19 protein-coding genes are annotated in these 19868 nt (G+C 65.5%); 5 read left to right on the top strand and 14 right to left on the bottom strand.

The window, feature by feature from the left end:
* The first annotated feature begins 17 nt into the window (after positions 1-17).
* Positions 18-695, top strand: a complete 678-nt coding sequence (locus ACZYY4_RS07015) for a FadR/GntR family transcriptional regulator (RefSeq protein WP_463808910.1) — start codon at positions 18-20, stop codon at positions 693-695.
* Positions 696-700: 5 nt separating this feature from the next.
* Here the strand turns inward: ACZYY4_RS07015 and ACZYY4_RS07010 are convergent, their stop codons facing one another.
* The 5 genes from ACZYY4_RS07010 to ACZYY4_RS06990 form a co-directional block, all read right to left on the bottom strand.
* Entirely contained in the window at positions 701-1117 is a 417-nt protein-coding gene (locus ACZYY4_RS07010; protein WP_463808909.1) for a DoxX family protein, read from the bottom strand.
* A gap of 35 nt (positions 1118-1152) precedes the next feature.
* Positions 1153-2370: an MFS transporter gene (locus ACZYY4_RS07005; RefSeq protein ID WP_463808907.1), complete on the bottom strand. Its 1218-nt coding sequence runs from the start codon at positions 2368-2370 to the stop codon at positions 1153-1155.
* 103 nt (positions 2371-2473) lie between these two features.
* The gene (nrdF, locus tag ACZYY4_RS07000) at positions 2474-3448 is read right to left on the bottom strand and encodes a class 1b ribonucleoside-diphosphate reductase subunit beta (RefSeq protein WP_463808906.1); all 975 of its coding nucleotides are present in this window, start codon (positions 3446-3448) and stop codon (positions 2474-2476) included.
* A gap of 97 nt (positions 3449-3545) precedes the next feature.
* Positions 3546-5063, bottom strand: coding sequence for a flavin-containing monooxygenase (locus ACZYY4_RS06995; protein WP_463808905.1), 1518 nt, complete (start codon positions 5061-5063; stop codon positions 3546-3548).
* A 411-nt stretch (positions 5064-5474) separates the two neighbouring features.
* The gene (locus tag ACZYY4_RS06990) at positions 5475-6212 is read right to left on the bottom strand and encodes a TetR/AcrR family transcriptional regulator (protein ID WP_463808904.1); all 738 of its coding nucleotides are present in this window, start codon (positions 6210-6212) and stop codon (positions 5475-5477) included.
* Between the two features lie 119 nt (positions 6213-6331).
* Here ACZYY4_RS06990 and ACZYY4_RS06985 point away from each other — a divergent pair, with 119 nt between their 5' ends.
* Complete coding sequence (locus ACZYY4_RS06985; protein WP_463808902.1) at positions 6332-7513, top strand: NAD(P)/FAD-dependent oxidoreductase; 1182 nt, start codon at positions 6332-6334, stop codon at positions 7511-7513.
* Between the two features lie 55 nt (positions 7514-7568).
* On the opposite strand, the gene ACZYY4_RS06980 is transcribed toward ACZYY4_RS06985, so the two are convergent.
* Positions 7569-8282: a LysR family substrate-binding domain-containing protein gene (locus ACZYY4_RS06980; protein ID WP_463808901.1), complete on the bottom strand. Its 714-nt coding sequence runs from the start codon at positions 8280-8282 to the stop codon at positions 7569-7571.
* A gap of 28 nt (positions 8283-8310) precedes the next feature.
* On the opposite strand from ACZYY4_RS06980, the gene ACZYY4_RS06975 reads away from it, so the two are divergent.
* Positions 8311-8697, top strand: coding sequence for a DUF5997 family protein (locus ACZYY4_RS06975; RefSeq protein ID WP_463808900.1), 387 nt, complete (start codon positions 8311-8313; stop codon positions 8695-8697).
* Between the two features lie 21 nt (positions 8698-8718).
* On the opposite strand, the gene nrdE is transcribed toward ACZYY4_RS06975, so the two are convergent.
* From nrdE to ACZYY4_RS06945, 6 genes are all read right to left on the bottom strand, one after another.
* Complete coding sequence (nrdE, locus tag ACZYY4_RS06970; protein WP_463808899.1) at positions 8719-10890, bottom strand: class 1b ribonucleoside-diphosphate reductase subunit alpha; 2172 nt, start codon at positions 10888-10890, stop codon at positions 8719-8721.
* A complete protein-coding gene (gene nrdI / locus ACZYY4_RS06965; protein WP_463808897.1) occupies positions 10857-11324 on the bottom strand; it encodes a class Ib ribonucleoside-diphosphate reductase assembly flavoprotein NrdI in 468 nt (155 codons plus the stop codon). The genes nrdE and nrdI overlap by 34 nt, the downstream gene beginning before the upstream one ends.
* Before the next feature lie 55 nt (positions 11325-11379).
* On the bottom strand, positions 11380-11619 hold the full coding sequence (locus ACZYY4_RS06960) for a redoxin NrdH (protein ID WP_463808896.1): 240 nt from the start codon (positions 11617-11619) through the stop codon (positions 11380-11382).
* A 400-nt stretch (positions 11620-12019) separates the two neighbouring features.
* On the bottom strand, positions 12020-12574 hold the full coding sequence (locus ACZYY4_RS06955) for an NAD(P)H-dependent oxidoreductase (protein ID WP_463808895.1): 555 nt from the start codon (positions 12572-12574) through the stop codon (positions 12020-12022).
* Between the two features lie 63 nt (positions 12575-12637).
* Positions 12638-13510: an SDR family oxidoreductase gene (locus ACZYY4_RS06950; protein WP_463808894.1), complete on the bottom strand. Its 873-nt coding sequence runs from the start codon at positions 13508-13510 to the stop codon at positions 12638-12640.
* A gap of 73 nt (positions 13511-13583) precedes the next feature.
* Complete coding sequence (locus tag ACZYY4_RS06945; RefSeq protein WP_463808892.1) at positions 13584-14234, bottom strand: TetR/AcrR family transcriptional regulator; 651 nt, start codon at positions 14232-14234, stop codon at positions 13584-13586.
* 142 nt (positions 14235-14376) lie between these two features.
* Between ACZYY4_RS06945 and ACZYY4_RS06940 the strand changes: the two genes are divergently transcribed.
* Both ACZYY4_RS06940 and ACZYY4_RS06935 read left to right on the top strand, forming a co-directional pair.
* Positions 14377-15852, top strand: a complete 1476-nt coding sequence (locus ACZYY4_RS06940) for a cytochrome P450 (RefSeq protein WP_463808891.1) — start codon at positions 14377-14379, stop codon at positions 15850-15852.
* Between the two features lie 143 nt (positions 15853-15995).
* On the top strand, positions 15996-17474 hold the full coding sequence (locus ACZYY4_RS06935) for a cytochrome P450 (protein ID WP_463808889.1): 1479 nt from the start codon (positions 15996-15998) through the stop codon (positions 17472-17474).
* Between the two features lie 12 nt (positions 17475-17486).
* Here the strand turns inward: ACZYY4_RS06935 and ACZYY4_RS06930 are convergent, their stop codons facing one another.
* Together ACZYY4_RS06930 and poxB are read right to left on the bottom strand one after the other, a co-directional pair.
* Positions 17487-17957 (bottom strand): homocitrate synthase, encoded by a 471-nt coding sequence (locus ACZYY4_RS06930; RefSeq protein ID WP_463808888.1) that lies wholly within the window; start codon positions 17955-17957, stop codon positions 17487-17489.
* A 169-nt stretch (positions 17958-18126) separates the two neighbouring features.
* Positions 18127-19863, bottom strand: a complete 1737-nt coding sequence (gene poxB / locus ACZYY4_RS06925; RefSeq protein WP_463808887.1) for a ubiquinone-dependent pyruvate dehydrogenase — start codon at positions 19861-19863, stop codon at positions 18127-18129.
* Positions 19864-19868: the final 5 nt, after the last annotated feature.

Genomic DNA, 19868 nt, shown 5'->3' with positions numbered 1-19868 from the left:
GATGAAAGGAGGACGCTGTGCCGTTGGTCACCACCCGCCGCACCGGCTTGGTAGATCAGGTGATTGAACAGCTTCGTGCTTCGGTGACCGGCGGGGAATGGCCGGTCGATTCACGAATCCCCCCGGAGCCGGAGCTCGCCGACGCGCTCGGCGTGGGCCGCAACACCGTGCGCGAGGCGGTCCGGGCGCTGGCCCACAGCGGGATCCTGGAGGTCCGGCAGGGCGACGGGACCTACGTGCGCGCCACCAGCGAAGTGTCCGGCGCCGTACGCCGGCTGTGCGGTTCTGAGCTGCGCGACGTGCTGCAGGTGCGACGCTGCCTGGAGGTGGAGGGGGCACGCCTGGCCGCAGTCGCCCGCACCGAGGCCGATCTGGCCGAGTTGCAGACACTGTTGGATCGCCGCGACGGCTACCAGCAGGAAGGTCGGCACGCCGAATTCGTGCGGGCAGACACCGATTTCCATCTCGCCGTGGTCCGCTCCTCGCACAATCCGGTGTTGACCGAGCTGTACTGCGGGCTCACCGCAGTGGTCATGGCCAGTGTGGCGACGACGATCGCGAAACCGGTTCAGTCGGACCAGATCCGGCACCGAGGCTTGGTGGAGGCGATCGCCGCACGCGACGTCGAGGCGGCCGGGCGCGAGGCGGGCGGATTCCTCGCCGAGCTGTTAGACCGGTTGCCGGCGCGAACTTGAGCCGCTCAGTTGCGCCGAAGCCCGAGTACCCGCAGCAGTTCGGGCCGGCGCAGGATGAGTCCGATCCACATCAGCACGCCGACATACACCGCAGATAACACGAAGCCGGCCAGCGGCTTGTCGGCGTGCAGGTTCATGGTCACCGCCCCGCCCAGGTAGGCGGTCAGGCCCAGCGCGCCCAGTACCGCGGTGCGAGGGATCAGGAAGACGATCAGACACACCAGCAGAACCCAGCCGATCACCGCGGTCTTGTCCGGGGAGAAGCCCAGCGCTTCGGTGCCTTCGCGGGCGAAAGACACGCCTGCGATCTTCGGGATGGCGTCGAAGGCGAAGAACAGCCCGAGCAGAGCGGTGATCACGGCTCCGGCGATCCACGCCCTGGAGCGTCGCGGTTTGGCCGTACCGTCGGTGGTTGTCGTCATCCTGCACTCCTGTGTCGAAGGTGATCACCGCCAGGCTAAGCGTCTGTCGCGCCCGCCGGTTCGCGAGCATGCAGCCGCAACGCTGTGTAAGCACAGGCCGCCAGGGCGGTGACCACCAGCAGCAGCAGCCCGACGGTGTAGTCGTTGTGTACCGAATCGTACGTGGCGCCCATCACCAGCGGCGGGAAATATCCGCCTAATCCTCCTGCAGCCGAGACGATTCCGGTAATCGACCCCAGGGAGCCGGCGGGCGCACGGCGGGCCACCCACCCGAACACCCCACCCGTACCGATACCGAGCCCGACGGCCAGCGTGATGAACGTGACCGCCGACCAGACATCGGGCGGGGGCTTGAGGGCGGCGACAGCGGCCATCACCGCAGTAACCGCCAGTGACGCCAAGACGACGTACTTGGGTGCGATACGGTCGGCCAGCATTCCGCCCACCGGTCGGGCCAGCACGGCGGCCAGTGCGAACGCCGCCGTGCGTTCTCCGGCGCTGATCTGCGAGAACCCGTAGATGGTCTTGATGTAGATGGGCAGATAGTTGCTGAACGCGACGAATCCGCCGAACACCACCGCGTACAGCAGCGACATCTCCCAGGTGACCCGCAGTCGCGCCGCCGCCAGCAGCTTCGGCGCCACCGGGTCGGTGTAGGGCTGGAAGTACGGCCCGTTGCGCATCACCGCCAGGCAGACCACGGCGGTAACCGCCAGCGCCGCCGCGATGATGAGGTGGGTGTGCACCAGCCCGATTCGTCGCACCAAGCGCGGGGTGAAGAACGCCGACAGTGCCGTGCCCATCATGCCCATGCCGAACACGCCCGTGGCAAAGCCACGACGGGCCGGCTCGAACCAGTTGTTGGCGAACGGGATTCCGACCGCGAACACCGCGCCGGGGATACCGAGCAGCAGTGCTGACAGCAGCACCAACGGGAAGCGGCCGGCCTGTTCGGCCAACCCCACCGCCAACACCGGAATGATCGATGCCACCGAGATCCCGACGAACATGCTGCGACCACCGAACCGGTCGGTCAGCGGGCCGGCCACCATCCGCCCCAGTGATCCGACCAGGATCGGGGTGGCCACCAGCAGTCCGACTTCGGTGCTGTCCAGCCCCATCCGCGCCGCGTCGGTCATCGCCACCGGGCCGATCAGGTTCCAGGCCCAGAAGTTGATCACCGACACCCAGGTGGCCAGGGCCAGGTTCACGCCGCGGCGGGCACCGGCAGCGGGTCGGTCAGCGGTCGTCACCAGATTATGCAAACACCCTGACGCACGGTCGGTTCGTCATTCGCTGAAAATGCCGGCGCGGCCATGACTGGCGTTCAGCGACGAAGTGGACGATCCCGCTGGTTCAGAACTCCCAGTCCTCGTCTTCGGTGATGACGGCCTTGCCGATCACGTACGAGGAACCCGACCCGGAGAAGAAGTCGTGGTTCTCGTCACCGTTGGGGCTCAGCGCCGACAGGATCGCCGGGTTGACGTCGGTCTCGTCGCGCGGGAACAGCGCTTCGTAACCGAGGTTCATCAGCGCCTTGTTGGCGTTGTAGCGCAAGAACTTCTTGACGTCCTCGGTCTGCCCCACCCCGTCGTAGAGATCCTGGGTGTACTCGACCTCGTTGTCGTACAGCTCGAAGAGCAGCTCGTAGGTGTAGTCCTTGAGCTCTTGACGCTTGGCCTCGTCGAGGGCAGCCAGCCCGCGCTGGTACTTGTAGCCGATGTAGTAGCCGTGCACTGCCTCGTCGCGGATGATCAGCCGGATCACGTCGGCGGTGTTGGTCAGCTTGCCCCGACTCGACCAGTACATCGGCAGGTAGAACCCGGAGTAGAACAGGAAGCTCTCCAGCAGGGTTGAGGCCACCTTGCGCTTGAGCGGCTCGTCGCCACGGTAGTACTGCATGACGATGGCAGCTTTGCGCTGCAGGTTGGTGTTCTCCTCCGACCAGCGGAACGCCTCGTCGATCTCATTGGTCGAGCACAGCGTGGAGAAGATCTGGCTGTAGCTCTTGGCGTGCACCGACTCCATGAAGGCGATGTTGGTGTAGACCGCTTCCTCATGCGGGGTGATGGCGTCGGGGATCAGGCTCACTGCGCCGACGGTGCCCTGGATGGTGTCGAGCAGCGTCAGGCCGGTGAAGACCCGCATGGTGAGCTGCTTCTCCTCGTCGGTGAGGGTTCCCCACGACGGCAGGTCGTTAGAGACCGGCACCTTCTCGGGCAGCCAGAAGTTTCCGGTCAAGCGGTCCCAGACCTCGAGGTCCTTGTCGTCTTGCACCCGGTTCCAGTTGATCGCCGAAACCCGATCGATCAGCTTCAATTTTTCGCTCACCAGAACCCCATTTCACCCACCGGCAGCTAGGACCCCGACACTACCCCTGGTGTCCGACAACCCGCGGCAACACAAGTGGTTGTGTCTGCGTGTCGCATCAGCCTACGCCGGAAAAGTGGTACTCGCTCGCCCGCAACGAGCGGGTGGAGCGCCAATACTGCCAGGTCATCCCGCTCCACAGCGTTCGGTTGACGCCGTGTTCGTCGAGGTACCAGCTGTTGCAGCCGCCGGTGTTCCACACCGACCCACCCAGCTGCCGCTGCAGTTCGTCATTGAAACGGTCCTGGGCGGCGCGGGTCGGCGCCAGCGCCTGCGCTCCGACGGCGTCCACCGCGGCGATCGCTTGGGCGACGTAGTGGATCTGCGACTCGATCATGATCACCACCGAGGTGTGCCCCAGGCCCGTGTTGGGGCCCAGCAGGAAGAACAGGTTGGGCATGTCGGCGACCGCGATGCCACGGTGCGCCACCACCCCCTCGGTGTTCCAGCGGTCGACCAGGTCCTCCCCTCCCGGTCCCTTGATGTCGACGTAGGTGTAGGAGTCGGTGACGTGGAAGCCGGTGGCATAGACGATGACGTCGCACGGGTGCTCCACACCGTCAGCCGTGACGATCCCGTCGGCGGTGATCTTCTCGATACGGTCGGTGATCAGCTCCGCCTTCGGGTCGGCAACCGCCCGGTAATAGTTGGGCGCGTAGAGGATTCGTTTGCAGCCGGCCCGGTAGCTCGGGGTGAGCTTGCGGCGCAGCTCCTTGTCGCGGACGTTGCGGCGGATGTTCCACCGGCCGACGAGCTCGACGGCCCGCAGCAGGCTCGGCCGCCTGGTCATGGCGTAGCCGAGTCCCTCCAGCCCCCAGTAGATGCCGGCCCGCACCGCACTACGCAGGCCCGGGACGGTCGAGAATGCCGTCAGCAGCGCCTTCGGAAACGGGCTGTTGGGCCGCGGCACCACCCACGGCGGGGTGCGCTGATACAGCTGCACCTGGGCCACCTTCGCGTCATCAGAAACCAGCTCGGGCACGATCTGGATGGCGCTGGCGCCGGTGCCGATCACCGCCACCCGCTTGCCGGTCAGGTCGACGCTGTGATCCCACTGCGCGGAATGGAAAGCCGCCCCGGCGAATTCGTCCATACCGTCGATGTCGGGAACCCGAGGGATATGCAGCGCCCCGGCCCCGGAGATCAAGAAGTCGGCGAGGAACTCCTGGCCGGTATTGGTGAACACATGCCAGCAAAATTCACCGTCGTCCCAGTACGCGCGGGTCACCTGTGAGCCGAACCGGATGTGGCGGCGCAGCCCGTACTTGTCGGTGACGCCCTTGAGGTAGCCCAGAATCTCGGGCTGCGGCGAGAACAGTTTGCTCCAGGTGGCCTTCGGTTCGAAGGAGAAGGAGTACAGGTGCGACGGGACGTCGCAGGCGCAGCCCGGATAGGTGTTGTCGCGCCAGGTCCCGCCGATCTCATCGGCCTTCTCCAGGATGAGGAATTCCACGCCCTGCTTCTGTAGAGCGATGGCCATGCCGAGCCCGGAGAAGCCGGTCCCGATGATGAGTGCTCGGGTACATACCGGTGCGCGTCGGTCGGCGTCCTCGGCGGTGTGATCGGTCAGCGTCATCGCGCGTCCCTCCCTTTTTCGGATATAACTGTTCAGTCTGTTTGCTGGCCTTGAATCCGTCAACGGCGTCCCGCCTTCCCCCTGAGTCCTGCGGGAAGGCGGTTCGGCGGTTACGGCACTCAGCCCATCAGGGCCGTCACACCTGGTGATTCAGGTCGATCAGTGAATCCATCAGCGGCGAATACGGGCTCAGGTCGAAGCTGTTGCCGGCGTGCAGAATTCCGGTCGCCATATCGTCGCGAGCGTTGAGTAGACCCGCGATGATAACGGTGGCCGGGTCGGTGAACGCATCGTCGGCGATGGTTCCCAGCCCTTGCAGTCCTCCGGTCAGGTCCGTCCAGGCCTGCGTCCAGTCGCCGGAGCCGAAGTCTGTCGCGAATTGAAAGCGATTTGAAGTATTTCGCCCAACCGTCAGGCGACGGGCCGGCGCTGAACGGCCTGATGAATCGGTTGATCGGGGTCCATCGCGATGCCGAGGCTGTTGGCGGTGCCGTCGATGACGCTGATCATGATGGTCGTCAGGTAGCCCACGAAGGTGTCACGGGGCATTCGCCGCGGGCTGTCCAGTTCCGGACCGAGCCACCAGTCGGTGGCCGAGGTCGCCGTACCGAAGGCCGCGAACGCCGCCAACTCCAGCGTCCCGCCGTTGAGATCGAGCTCTCGCAGTTCATTGCTGAACATCTCGGCCATCGCCAGCGTGATGGTCCGGCCTTCGTTGAGCGCCCGCATCGTCGACTCGGACTGCGCGCGCACCCGACCCTGGATGAAGAACCGCAACACATTGGGATGCTCGTCGACCAGGGCTACGTATTCTTCGACACTGCGCTGGATGATCTCGCGCAGCGAATTGGTGGCGACGTCGATGGAGGCGAAGATCGCCGCCCACAGGTCGTCGCGCAGCCGAGTTCCGACCGCCTCGAACAGGTCGTCCTTGTCGGTGAAGTGCCGGTAGATCTTGGGCTTGGCGGTACCGGCTTCCTCGGCGATCTGCCGCACGCTCAGATCGGGCCCGAGCCGGTCGATGGCCCGGAAGGCGGCCTCGACGATCTCGCCACGGACCTTCTTGCGGTGCTCGCGCCAACGCTCGCTGCGCGCGTCGACCTTCTGCCCACCGTTGTCGGCCGGCTTGGGCCTACTCGTTCCGCGCACGTCAAGCACCTTACCGTCTTGCCACAGCTGACCTGGGGAGACCGCGCGGTGACCTGGTCCGTTAGCATCGGTAGACAGTTCCCGTGGCGCTTCGACGCGCATATTTGAGACGAGATGTAGTGACCCAACGATTCGACCTGGCCATCGTCGGCGGGGGCCCGGCAGGGTCAGCAGCAGCCTGGCAGGCCCGCCAGGCCGGTGCGAACGTCGTCGTCCTGGACAAGGCCGACTTCCCACGCGACAAGCCCTGCGGTGACGGGCTGACCGCCCGCGCCGTCAGCTATCTGCAGAAGATGGGGCTCGCCGAGCAGGTCGACAAGTTTCACCGGGTCAACCGGGTGAAGGTGTTCAGCCCCAGCGAGTGGGAGCTGTCGTTTCCGCGCCGCCCCGGAATGCCGAACCACGGGTACGTCGCGCGCCGGCCCGAGCTGGACACCCTGCTGCTCAAGCACGCCGAGTCGGCCGGCGCCCAGATCCGCCAGTCTGCCGAGGTCACCGCGCCGATTCTCGACGATGCCGGGCGGGTGACCGGAGTGCAGCTCAGAAGCGGCGAGAAGGTGCTGTCAGACGCGGTGATCGCCGCCGACGGCGCCTACTCCCCGATCAAACGCGCGCTGAAGTTGGACTCGGCCTACAACGGCTACTCCGCGATCGCGATCCGCGCCGAGATGCCGGCCGTCCGGCCGGACGTCGATTCGCTCGACATCTACTTGAAGCTGGTGTTCGAAGGTGACCAGCTGCCCGGCTACGGCTGGGTGTTCCCGCTGGGTGACGGCCGGGTCAACATCGGACTGGGTTACGTCAACAGCTACAAGAACTGGCAGGCCATCAACGCCACTCATTTCCTCGGCGAATTCCTGGAGACGCTGCCGCGGGACTGGGAGCTGCCCTCGATCACCGAGCTGAAGCAGTCCAAGACGGTGCGAGCCTGGCGGCTGCCGATGGGTTTCACCGCGTGGCCGCCGTGGCGGCCCGGCGTGCTGTTCACCGGTGACTCGCTGGGCGCGGGCCGGCCGACCTCCGGAGCGGGCATCTCCAAGGCGCTGGAGTCGGGCTTGGCGGCCGGCGAGTGCGCGATCGCGGCACTGACCAACGGCGGCCCCGACGACTTCACCAACTACGCCCAGCGGATGGAAGCCGCCTGGGGCCGGGAGTACAGGCGCGGCCGGTTCTTTCACAAGCTGGCCGGTATGCCGAGAGTGGCCAATGCCGGCATCAGACTCCTCGACAACGCGCGCTTCCGCGATCTGCTGCTCACCCGGCTCTACGCGGGACAGCAGGGCCCGGCGCACAAGTACTGAGGCCCCTCCCGCGCCGAGGGTGAATCGGTCGCGGCCGGCCAGCACCCGGGTGTTGTCAGCGTCGACCGCGGTCAACTCGGCCCGATTTGCGGGACACCTTGCCCGCAGCGGCCCGCGCGGCCTGCTTGGCGAGGGTCTTCTCCCGTGCGGTGCGTTTCGGCACCGACTGAGCCCGCCCCCGCGATGAACCGGGTGTGCGGCCCCGCACGATGCCGACGAACTCGTCGACCAGTGCCGACTGGATCCCTTCCGGGAAGACCAGCGCCACGGGGCAGGCGGGCGCGTCGGCGATCGGGCGGTAGGTGAGGTCCTTGCGGTGATACAGCCGCGCCAGTGACTGCGGAACGATCAGCACACCCAGCCCCGCGGCGACGAGCTCTATTGCGTCCTTGGTGGTTTCGGGTCGGTGATCGGCCGGGTTGCCGGGAGCGCCCGCCCAGCCGACGACATCATCGAGTGGGAGCACTATCGGCTCGCCGTCGAGATCCGCGGCGGTGATCGTGTCGGCGGCGGTGAGAATGTGATCGGTCGGCACCACAGCCACCGTCGTCTCGTCGTAGAGCGGGATGATTGACAATCCAGCCGTGTCGGCCGGCGGTCGCAACAACGCCACATCGACGGTGCCCGCCCGCACCGCGGCGACCGCCTCTGCCGCGGCGACGGTGTGCAACCGCAGCGGGACTTCAGGTTGGCGCTCCGCCCAGGCCCGAGCCCACTTCGCGGGCGTCCCGCCGGGGACGTACCCGAGGGTGAGGGAAGGCCGGTCCACCGCATCAGGCTACCGATACGCTGGTTGCATGAGCAGGCCGAACGCACAGTCCATGAAACCTGCCACGGCGGCCAAGAAGCTGGACGTGTACTTGCCCGCGACGCCGGCAGAGTTCCAGGAGAACCCGGTGACCCGCAGTGAGCTCGCAGCCCTGCAGGCGGATCCGCCGCAGTGGCTCAAGGACCTCCGCAAGAACGGGCCGCACCCGAAGAACCTCGTGGCGGCCAAGCTGGGCGTCTCGATCGGCGCTCTCGCGCGAGGCGGTGTGGGCAATGCGCTCACCACCGCGCAGATCGATCAGCTGCTCGAGGAGAAACCGCAGTGGCTGGTCACCGAACGCGAGAGCTATCAGATGGTGCTCGGTGAGCAGCGACGCGTGAAGGCGCTGCATGCCGAGCAAGCCCGCAAGAGCTGATCTGCGACGGCACCGCAGCCGTCACAACATGCAGCTGACGCAACCCTCCACCTCAGTGCCCTCCAGTGCCATCTGGCGCAACCGGATGTAATACAGCGTCTTGATTCCCTTGCGCCAGGCGTAGATCTGCGCCCGGTTCACGTCGCGGGTGCTCGCGGTGTCCTTGAAGAACAGCGTCAACGAAAGCCCCTGATCCACATGTTGGGTGGCCGCGGCGTAGGTGTCGATGACCTTCTCGTAGCCGATCTCGTAGGCGTCCTGGTAGTACTCCAGGTTGTCGTTGGTCATGTACGGCGCCGGGTAGTAGACCCGGCCGATCTTGCCTTCCTTGCGGATCTCGACCCTCGACACGATCGGGTGGATCGAGGACGTCGAGTGGTTGATGTAGGAGATCGACCCGGTCGGCGGAACCGCCTGCAGGTTCTGGTTGTAGATGCCGTGCGCGGCAACCGATTCCTTGAGCCGGCGCCAGTCGTCCTGGTCCGGGATCCGGATGCCGGCGTCGTCGAACAGGCCCCGCACCTTGGCCGTCTTCGGCTCCCACACCTGCTCGGTGTACTTTTCGAAGAACTCTCCGGTGGCGTACTTCGACTTCTCGAAGCCCTTGAACGCCTGACCCCGTTCCAGCGCAAGGCGGTTCGATGCCCGCAGAGCGTGATACAGCACGGTGTAGAAGTAGATGTTGGTGAAGTCGATGCCCTCTTCGGAGCCGTAGTGGATGCACTCCCGGGCCAGGTAACCGTGCAGGTTCATCTGGCCCAGCCCGATGGCGTGCGACTCGTTGTTGCCCTGCTCGATCGACGGCACCGACCAGATGTGGGTCTGATCCGACACCGCGGTGAGCGCTCGGATGGCGACCTCGATGGTCTGGCTGAAATCAGGCGAATCCATCGCCTTGGCGATGTTGAGCGAGCCCAGGTTGCAGGAGATGTCCTTGCCCACCTTGGCGTAGGTCAAGTCCTCGTTGTACACCGAAGCGGTGGAGACCTGCAGGATCTCCGAGCACAGGTTCGAGTGGGTGATCTTGCCTTCGATGGGATTAGCCCGGTTGACGGTGTCTTCGAACATGACGTAGGGATAGCCGGACTCGAACTGCAGCTCCGCCAGGGTCTGGAAGAACTCGCGTGCTTTGATCTTGGTCTTGCGGATCGACGAGTTGTCGACCATCTCGTAGTACTTCTCGGTGACCGAGATGTCGGCGAACGGCACCCCGTAAACCCGTTCGACGTCATAGGGCGAGAACAAGTACATGTCCTCGTTCTTCTTGGCCAGATCGAAGGTGATGTCAGGGATCACCACCCCCAGGCTCAGCGTCTTGATCCGGATCTTCTCGTCGGCGTTCTCGCGCTTGGTGTCCAGGAACCGGTAGATGTCCGGGTGATGGGCGTGCAGGTATACCGCCCCGGCGCCCTGTCTGGCGCCAAGCTGGTTGGCGTAGGAGAACGAGTCCTCCAGCAGCTTCATGATCGGGATGACCCCGGAGGACTGATTCTCGATGTTCTTGATCGGGGCGCCGTGCTCGCGAATGTTGCTCAGTAGCAACGCCACTCCCCCACCGCGCTTGGACAGCTGCAGAGCGGAGTTGATCGAGCGGCCGATCGACTCCATGTTGTCCTCTATGCGCAGCAGAAAACAACTCACCGACTCGCCGCGCTGCTTCTTGCCGGCGTTCAGGAACGTCGGGGTGGCCGGCTGGAACCGGCCGTCGATGATCTCGTCGACGAGCTTCTCGGCCAGCGCAGTGTCACCGGCGGCCAGGGCCAGCGCCACCATGCAGACCCGGTCCTCGAACCGTTCCAGATAGCGCTTGCCGTCAAAGGTCTTCAGTGTGTACGAGGTGTAGTACTTGAACGCGCCCAGGAACGTCGGGAACCGAAACTTCTTGGCGTAAGCGCGATCCAGCAGCGTCTTGACGAAGTTGCGCGAGTACTGGTCGAGTACCTCGCGCTCGTAGTAGTCCTTCTGAACCAGGTAGTCCAGCTTCTCGTCCTGATTGTGGAAGAACACCGTGTTCTGGTTGACGTGCTCCAAGAAGTACTGACGGGCGGCCAGCACATCCTTGTCGAACTGGATCTTGCCGTCACCGTCGTACAGGTTGAGCATCGCGTTGAGCGCGTGGAAATCCAGCTCGCCCACCGGAGTGCTGCGGTTCGTTTCGGCTACCTGCTCTGCAGTTGCAACGGTAGGTGGCATTGGTCGTCCTTCCAGAATTCGGCCAAACCCGCGCGGACGGCTTGCACGTCCTCGTCGGTTCCCATCAATTCGAATCGGTACAGATACGGCACCCCGCACTTGCGGGCGATCACGTCGCCGGCGTAGCAGAACTCCGCACCGAAGTTGGTGTTGCCGGCCGCGATCACGCCGCGCAGCAGCCCCCGGTTGTGTTCGTTGTTCAAAAAAGCGATGACCTGCTTGGGCACGTAGCCGCCCGCTGCGTCGTCAGCGATGTTCGGTGTCCCACGGCCGCCGCCGTAGGTCGGCAGCACCAACACGTAGGGCTGGTTCACCTCGATGCGCCCGTGCAGCGGAATCCGGATCGTCGGCAGCTGCAGCTTCTGCACGAATCGGTGGGTGTTCTCCGACACCGAGGAGAAATACACCAGGCTGCATTCAGAATCCGCAGACACGGCGACCCCCTTCAGCTCTCAGTCAGACTCCACCCGTACCCGACCCTGTGGCGGCTTACGCGCTGAGCGCGATCTGCGCCAGCGCCTTGATGCGGTCGGGCCGGAAACCCGACCAGTGCTCGTCACCGGCGACGACCACCGGGGCCTGCAGGTAACCCAGCGCCATCACGTAGTCGCGGGCCTCAGAGTCCAGCGAGATGTCCACGGTCTCGTAAGCGATGCCCTGGTTGTCCAACGCCTTGTAGGTGGCGTTGCACTGCACGCATGCGGGCTTGGTGTAGACGGTGATGCTCATGGGCGGCAGACTCCTCAGCGAATCGTCGACAACGAACGGATGACGGATCAGGTACTACTTTCAACAGGCCGCCAAGGCCTTGGATTTCCAGCCTCAACCGCAGCTCCGGGCACCGAATCGATGCTGTTCGCCGCAGTCCGGTCAGCCGGTCGATCCGGGGTCTGTCGGTGCTTGAAACACTACACCTAGTGGGTTGCCTTGAGAAGCCATACAAGATGTTCCGAACAACATTCTTGAAATTCGCTGGTTGTAAGCGTGCCGCCGCTCTCGCCTCGGCGTGTCGCACGTCACAAAAAACTTGACGACCACCCATAGCGACAGGTCTACCACCACCCACCGACAACAACGCCGGGACGCCGGCCCCGCGACCACCTTCCAGCAAAGACGTGGCAGGGGCGAATCAGCCCGCCTCGCGCGCCAGTTTTGCGACCACATCACGCACATCGGCCACCAACTGTGCGTGCTCGCGCGGATGCTTTCCGTCCAGCGTGCCGATCGGCACCGATAACTTGATCCCCTCGACCACCCGCGGGCCGGCGAGGCCGAAGGACTTGCGGGTCTCGTCGTGCGCCCACACTCCTCCGTACCGACCCAGCGCCGCCCCGATCACCGCCAGCGGCTTGCCCTTCAGTGCCCCGTCACCGAACGGACGCGACAGCCAGTCGATGGCGTTCTTGAGCACGCCGGGGATGGTGCCGTTGTATTCCGGCGTGATCACCAGGGCCGCGTCGGCGTCGGCGGCGGCCCCGCGCAGGGCCGTCACCGACGGTGGCACTGCCCCGGGACTGTCCAGGTCCTCGTTGTAGAACGGCAGCTCGCCAAGACCCTCACAGACCGTCACCGTGACGCCGTCCGGAGCGGTCTCGGCCGCCAGATGCGCGATCTGGCGGTTGACCGACGCCGTGCGCAAACTTCCGACCAGCACCAATACCTTGATCTGCAAGTTCACCGCCATGCCTGAGCCGAACCGGAGGCCGTCCCGATTCATTCCCTCGAGGACCGGCGTGCAATCGGCTCGCTACCGCGACAAGGGCTTCTTCGAGGGGAGTAGCGCGCGGCTGAACACCCTGTTGGCCTGGCGCATCGCCACGCTGTAGGGCAGCCAGGCCAGCCGCTTGAACGCGTACAGCGCCCGGATGTCACCGGAGGTGTAGACCAGGTAGCGGTTGCGGGCCACTCCGGCCAGGATCTTCTCCGCCGCCTTCTCCGGGGACACCGCATGGCCGGCAAAACGGCCCACCCATTTCTCCACCTGCGGGTCCTCGCGGTCGACCCCGGCGATCTCGACGGTGTTGACCAGCCCGGTCTTGACCGCGCCGGGCACCACCACCGAAACCCCGATGCGGTGTCGCGCCAGGTCGAACCGGAGCACCTCCGACACCCCGCGCAGGCCGTACTTGCTCGCGGAATAGGCCGCGTGCCAGGGCAAGGCGACGATTCCGGCCGCCGAGGACACATTGACCAGGTGCCCGCCGCGGCCGGCTGCGACCATCTGCGGCAGGAACGATTCGATGACGTGGATCGGACCCATCAGGTTTATGTCGACCATCTTTCGCCACTGCTGGTGGGTCAACCGGTCGACGGTCCCCCACGCCGACACACCGGCGATGTTCATCACGACGTCCATGGCCTGATGGCGCGCATGGATGTCGGCGCCGAACGCGGCGACATCGTCGTAATCGGCGATGTCGACCGCCCGATGCTCGGGCACCAGCGCACCCAGGGCGCGCGCGTCGGCGACGGTTTCGGCGAGGCCTTCGGCATTGCGGTCGGTCAGATACAACTCGGCGCCCGCCTCAGCCAGGCGTAACGCGGTGGCCCGGCCGATCCCGCTCGCCGCCCCGGTGATGAAGCACCGCTTGCCCCGGTAATACTCCGCTACGCGTGTCATGGGTGCAGACGATACCGGCGGTACCGATCGCGGAAGATTCAATCCCGCGATGGGTAGCGACGGCGGCGACCCGCTAGCCCGTTCCGCCACCCCACAGCGCGGTGCGCCACAGCGCCTCCAGCACTCGGACCCCGCGATCCACATCGCCGTCGGCGCCCAGGAAGGCAGTGTCACCGGAGAGCATGTAGGCCGTGGTGGCGGCCAGCGTCCGGACCAGTGCGGGGATGTCTTCGCTGATCGGGTTCGCGGTGCCGGCGGCGATCTCGTCGTTGACCACGCCGACGATCTGGTTGATCACCGCGTCGATCTGGGCGTCGAGCAACTCCCGGATCTCGGCGTCGCTGTTGCGTGCCATGTTGCACGCCGACATCACTGGATCGTTGTGCGCATAGACCGCGGCCGCACTGCCCACCATGCGCTGGGCGAATGCCGCCGGCGATTCGTCGGCGCCGCGCGCCGCGAAGTAGTGGGTGAGTTCTTCGAGCTCATGGCTCGCCTCGGTGAGGATGTGTGCCAGTACGGCGTACTTGGAATCGAAGTAGAAGTAGAAGCCCGACCGCGCCACCCCGGCCCGGTCGCTGATGGTGCTGACCGACAGCTCCGCGAACGGCTTCTCTTCCAGCAATTCCCGCACTGCCTGCACAATCGCCTGGCGTTGCTTGTCGCCTCGCCGTAGCGGTAGATCGTCGGGAGGCGCGCCGTCCGCGTCGTGCTGGCTGCTCACCCTTGAACCTTGCACCACGCCGCGCCGTATTCAAACTTGACACCCGTCAATTTTGATCTGAAGATGTGGTTACGTGACGGTCGCCACAGGGTCCCATCGTCGCTGCGCTTCATGACGTCCACGAACGAGAGGTAGTCAGCCGATGACGACCATGACCACCCCGCAGTACCTCCTCGACCAGGCCCGGCGCCGGTTCACCCCGACGCTGAACACCATCCCCGGGATGGGCGCCCTCGAGAAGCGGCTGTTGAACGTGGACTGGCCCCAGAAGACGCTGGCCGAGCCGCCACCGGGGAGCGAACTCAAGGCGATCGTCGGCGACTCCGGGCTGCCGGTGCTCGGCCACATCGTGGAGATGTTCCGCGGGGGCCCGGACTTCCCGATGCACATCTACCGCAAGCACGGTCCGGTGTACTTCGCCGAATCGCCGATTCTGTCCTCGGTCGTCGCGCTGGGTCCCGACGCCACCGAGACCGTGTTCGCCAACCGCAAGAAGGACTACTCGACCACCGGATGGATCCCGGTCATCGGCCCGTTCTTCAACCGCGGGCTGATGCTGCTGGATTTCGAGGAGCACTTGGCGCACAAGCGGATCATGCAGGGTGCGTTCACCCGGACGCGGCTGGCCACCTACGTCGAGGACATGGACCGAGTGGCCAGCGCGCTGGTGGCGAACTGGCCCACCAACGACCCCCGGTTCCTGTTCTTCCCGGCGGTCAAGGAACTGACCCTGGACGTGGCCTCGGTGGTGTTCATGGGCATGGACCTGCGCAACGACCACAAGACGGTGGCCAAGGTCAACCACGCGTTCGAGCAGACCACCCGGGCCGGCGGGGCCATCATCCGCACGCCCTTGCCACCGTTCAAGTGGTGGCGCGGTCTGCAGGGCCGCAAGGTGCTCGAGGAGTACTTCACCCAGCGGGTGCGCGAGCGCCGCAACGTCGAAGGCACCGACATGCTGACCGTGCTGTGTCACACCGCCGATGAGGACGGCAACACCTTCACCGACCAAGACATCGTCAACCACATGATCTTCTTGATGATGGCCGCCCACGACACCACCACGTCGACACTGACCACGATGGTCTACCACCTGGCCGCCCACCCGGAATGGCAGGAGCGGGCGCGCGAAGAATCGGAGCGGCTCGGCGACAGCCCGCTGGACATCGAAGCGCTGGAGAAGCTGGAGACCCTCGACCTGGTGATGGACGAGTCGCTGCGGCTGGTCACCCCGTTGCCGTTCAATATGCGCCAGGCCGTGCGCGACACCGAGCTGCTCGGACACCACGTTCCGGCCGGGACCAACGTGACACTGTGGCCCGGGATGAACCACTGGCTTCCCGAGTTGTACACCAACCCACGCCAATTCGACCCCGAACGATTCCTGGAACCGCGTTCCGAGCACAAGAAGCATCGCTACGCTTTCGCGCCGTTCGGCGGCGGTGCACACAAGTGCATCGGGATGGTCTACGGACGGCTGGAGGTCAAGACCGTCCTGCATCGGCTGCTCCGCCGCTACCGCCTGGAGTTGTCCCGGCCCGACTACCGTCCGAAGTGGGACTACGCCGGCATGCCGATACCGATGGACGGTATGCCGATCGTGTTGCGTCCGCTCTGATCTGGACATCGGCCTCGGTACGCGCCACGGAACCCTGCACCACGCCGCGCCGGATTCAAACTTGACTGGCGTCAAAATTGATCCAAGGATTGAGGATCGAGTGACGTTTATCACCGCCTGCCCGGCCTGTTAAAGGAGCGTCCGTGACCACGATCAGCACCCCGCGCTACCTGATCGACCAGGCTAAACGCCGGCTCACCCCGTCGTTCAACAACTTTCCGGGCATGGGGGCGCTGGAAAAGCGACTGCTGACCACGGAGTTCCCCGAGAAGAAACTCGCCGAGCCACCGCCGGGCAGTGGACTCAAACCGGTCCTCGGCGACGCCGGACTGCCGATCCTCGGGCACATGATCGAGATGCTGCGCGGCGGGCCGGACTACCTGATGCGGATGTATCACACCAACGGCCCGGTGCTCTTCGGCGATTCGCCCGTCTTGCCCGCCGTCGCGGCGCTGGGCCCCGATGCGACGCAGGTCGTCTACGCCAACCGGAACAAGGACTACTCGCAGCAGGGCTGGGTCCCGGTGATCGGGCCGTTCTTTCACCGCGGCTTGATGCTGCTGGATTTCGAGGAACACATGTTCCACCGGCGGATCATGCAGGAGGCGTTCGTCCGGCCCCGCCTCGTCGGCTACGTCGAGCAGATCGACCGGGTCGCGTCCCAGGTGATCGCCAACGACTGGGTCACCAACGATCCGCGCTTCCTGCTCTACCCCGCGATGAAGGAACTCACCCTCGACATCGCCGCGCTGGTGTTCATGGGGCACGAACCCGGCACCGATCATGAGCTGGTCACGAAGGTCAATAAGGCGTTCACCACGACGACCCGCGCCGGCAATGCCTTGATTCGCACCAGCGTGCCGCCCTTCACCTGGTGGCGTGGCCTCAAGGCGCGTGAGCTGCTGGAGAGCTACTTCACCGACCGGGTCCGGGAGCATCGCGGCGTGGAGGGCAACGACCTCCTCACAGCGCTGTGCTACGCCGAGGACGAGGACGGCAACCGGTTCTCCGACGCTGACATCGTCAACCACATGATCTTTTTGATGATGGCCGCCCACGACACGTCGACGTCGACGGCCACATCGATGGCCTACAACCTCGCGGGTAACCCGGAATGGCAGCAACGCTGCCGCGACGAATCGGATCGCCTGGGCGACGGGCCGCTCGACATCGAATCGCTGGGGAAGCTGGAATCGCTCGATTTGGTCATGGACGAATCGATCCGGCTGGTGACGCCGGTGCAGTGGGGGATGCGCCGGACGGTCCGCGACACCGATCTACTGGGCTACTACATCCCCAAGGGCACCAATGTCATCGTCTACCCCGGGGTGAATCACCGTCTTCCCGAATTATGGACGGACCCACTGAAATTCGATCCAGAACGGTTCACCGAACCGCGTAGTGAGCACAAGCAGCACCGGTATGCGTTCAATCCGTTCGGCGGCGGCGCACACCGGTGTATCGGTATGGCGTTCGGCCGCCTCGAAGTCAAAGCGATCTTGCACCGGTTGCTGCGCCGGTATCGGCTGGAGTTGCCCCACCCCGGCTATCAGACGCGCTGGGACTACGGCGGCATGCCGATTCCGATGGACGGGATGCCGATCGTCCTGCGCCCGCTCTAGCCCACCCGCAGATCAGGCTGCCGTCAGCAGCCGGTTGGCGCAGGTGATGACCGCGTCCAGCGCTGAACGCCCGGCGTCGGGTGCGAAACCCACCGCCCACGCCGCGCCGCGACCGTTCGAGCCGTGGATGAACGTGGCGGTCTCGGCGCCGCACCGAAGCTGGTGAAAGCCCAGGATTTCCAAGGTGATTCCGCGGTCGTGCAGCATCGTGGTGAGCGCGGCCAGCGGTCCGTGCGCCGCGGCGGTGCAGGTTCCCTTAACGCCGCGGACGGCGATGGTCGCCTGGTAGGTGCGTCCCTGCGGCGGCCCCAGCCGGCCGGCTGGGCGTTCGGCGTCCAGACAGGACCAGCGGCTCAGTGACAGTGGCCCCGTAGCGCGCCCGTAGGCGGAGACGAAGCCGTCCCAGGACAACCGCGCGGCCTGGTCGCGCAGTTCACGTGGGAGCGGAACCCTGAATTGGTCAGCGAACGAAGTGGTGGTCATATCTCGGTCTCTTCTGCTCGAGGAGCGACCGACGGGTAGTAGCTTCCGACCCACAGCGGGGGGTCGGTCTGATCAGACCCCGCTGCGGGTACTGGCTACTACAAGCAGATGACTCATGATCCGGCCAGGCTAGTCCCGCTCCGGCCGGGGTGCAACCGAGTTATGCAGCTCAGTTCAGGATGCGGCGGGCCACGTTGGTGGTCACCAGGTCGAGCAGTTCGTCGGCGCGGCCGGCCAGGATGGTCCTGATCGCGTACAAGGAGAACCCCTTGGCCTGCTCGGCGGTGATCGCCGGCGGGATCGACAGCTCCTGACGGGCCGTGACGACGTCGACCACGGCCGGTCCGTCATAGCCGAATGCATCGGTGAGGGCCGCTTCCAGGTCGCCGGGCCGCTCCACCCGGCGCCCGAACATGCCCAGCGCGGTCGCGACGGCGCCGAAGTCCGGGTTGTGCAACTCGGTGCCGAAGTTGACGATGCCGGCCGCCTTCATCTCCAACTCGACGAAGTTCAGCGACGAATTGTTGAACACGATCACCTTGACCGGCAACCGGTTCTGCGCCAGCGTCAACAACTCGCCGAACAGCATCGCCAGCCCGCCGTCGCCGGCGAGGGCGACGACTTGGCGTTCACGGTCGACGGTCTGGGCGCCGATCGCGTGTGGCAGAGCACAGGCCATGCTGCCGTGGTTGAACGACCCGATCAGTCTTCGCCGCCCGTTCATGGTCACGTAGCGCGCCGCCCACACCACCGGGGAGCCGACGTCGACGGTGAACACCGCGTCGTCAGCGGCCAATCGATTGGCAACCGCGGCAACATATTCCGGGCGGATCGGGGTGCGGTCGCGATCATTGGACGCAAGTGCGTCCAGTCGCTTGCGGGTCTTGCGGTAGTGCCCCAGCGACCGCTCCAGGTGGGTGCGGTCGTTCTTGCTCGCCAACAACGGGCGCAACGCGGCGATGGTGTCGGCCACGGTGCCCAGGAGTCCGAGATCGATCGGGGTGCGCCGGCCCAGGTTTCGGCCACGGATGTCGACCTGGATGATCTGGGCGCGGTCGGGATAGAACTGTTGATAGGGAAAGTCGGTGCCCAGCATCAGCAGCACGTCGGCTTCGGCGATCGCCTTGTAACCGGACGCGAATCCGAGCAACCCCGTCATGCCGACGTCATGCGGATTGTCGTACTCGATGTGCTCCTTGCCGCGCAGCGCGTGCACGATCGGGGCCTGCAACATGTGCGCCAACTCGATGACCTGATCGTGGGCACCGGCCACCCCCGCGCCGGCCAGGATGGTGACGTTGGTGGCGGCGTTGAGCATGACCGCCGCCGCGCCCATTCCGCGCTCGTCGGGATGGCACACCGCCCCGGCAGGCAGCACCGGACGCGATCCCCAGGCGGTGTCCTCGACGTGGCTGGACAAGATCTCGCCCGGCACGACCACGACGGCGACCCCGTTCTCCTCGACCGCGGCGCGCATCGCCATCTCCAGGATGCGCGGCGCCTGTTCGGGGGTGCTGACCAATTCGCAGTAGACGCTGCACTCGCGGAACAGGTTCTGCGGATGGGTTTCCTGGAAGTAGTCGGAGCCGATCTCGGCGAGTGGGATGTGAGCGGCGATCGCCAGCACCGGCACCCGGCTGCGCTGCGCGTCGAACAGGCCGTTGATCAGGTGCAGGTTGCCGGGCCCGCAACTGCCGGCGCACACCGCCAACCCGCCGGTCAGCGCGGCGTCGGCGGCAGCGGCGAACGCCGCGGTCTCCTCGTGGCGTACCTGTTCCCAGCCGAAGTCGCCGGCCCGGCGGATCGCGTCGGTGAAGCCGTTGAGACTGTCCCCCGGGAGCCCGTAGACACGTTGCACACCGCTGCGCTTGAGGACGGCGATGACATGGTCTGCGACGGTTGCCATTTCAC

This window comes from Mycobacterium sp. IDUB_21 (genome assembly GCF_055419425.1).
The sequence above is the reverse complement of the archived record's forward strand: the minus strand, read 5'-3'. Positions and strand labels throughout refer to the sequence as shown.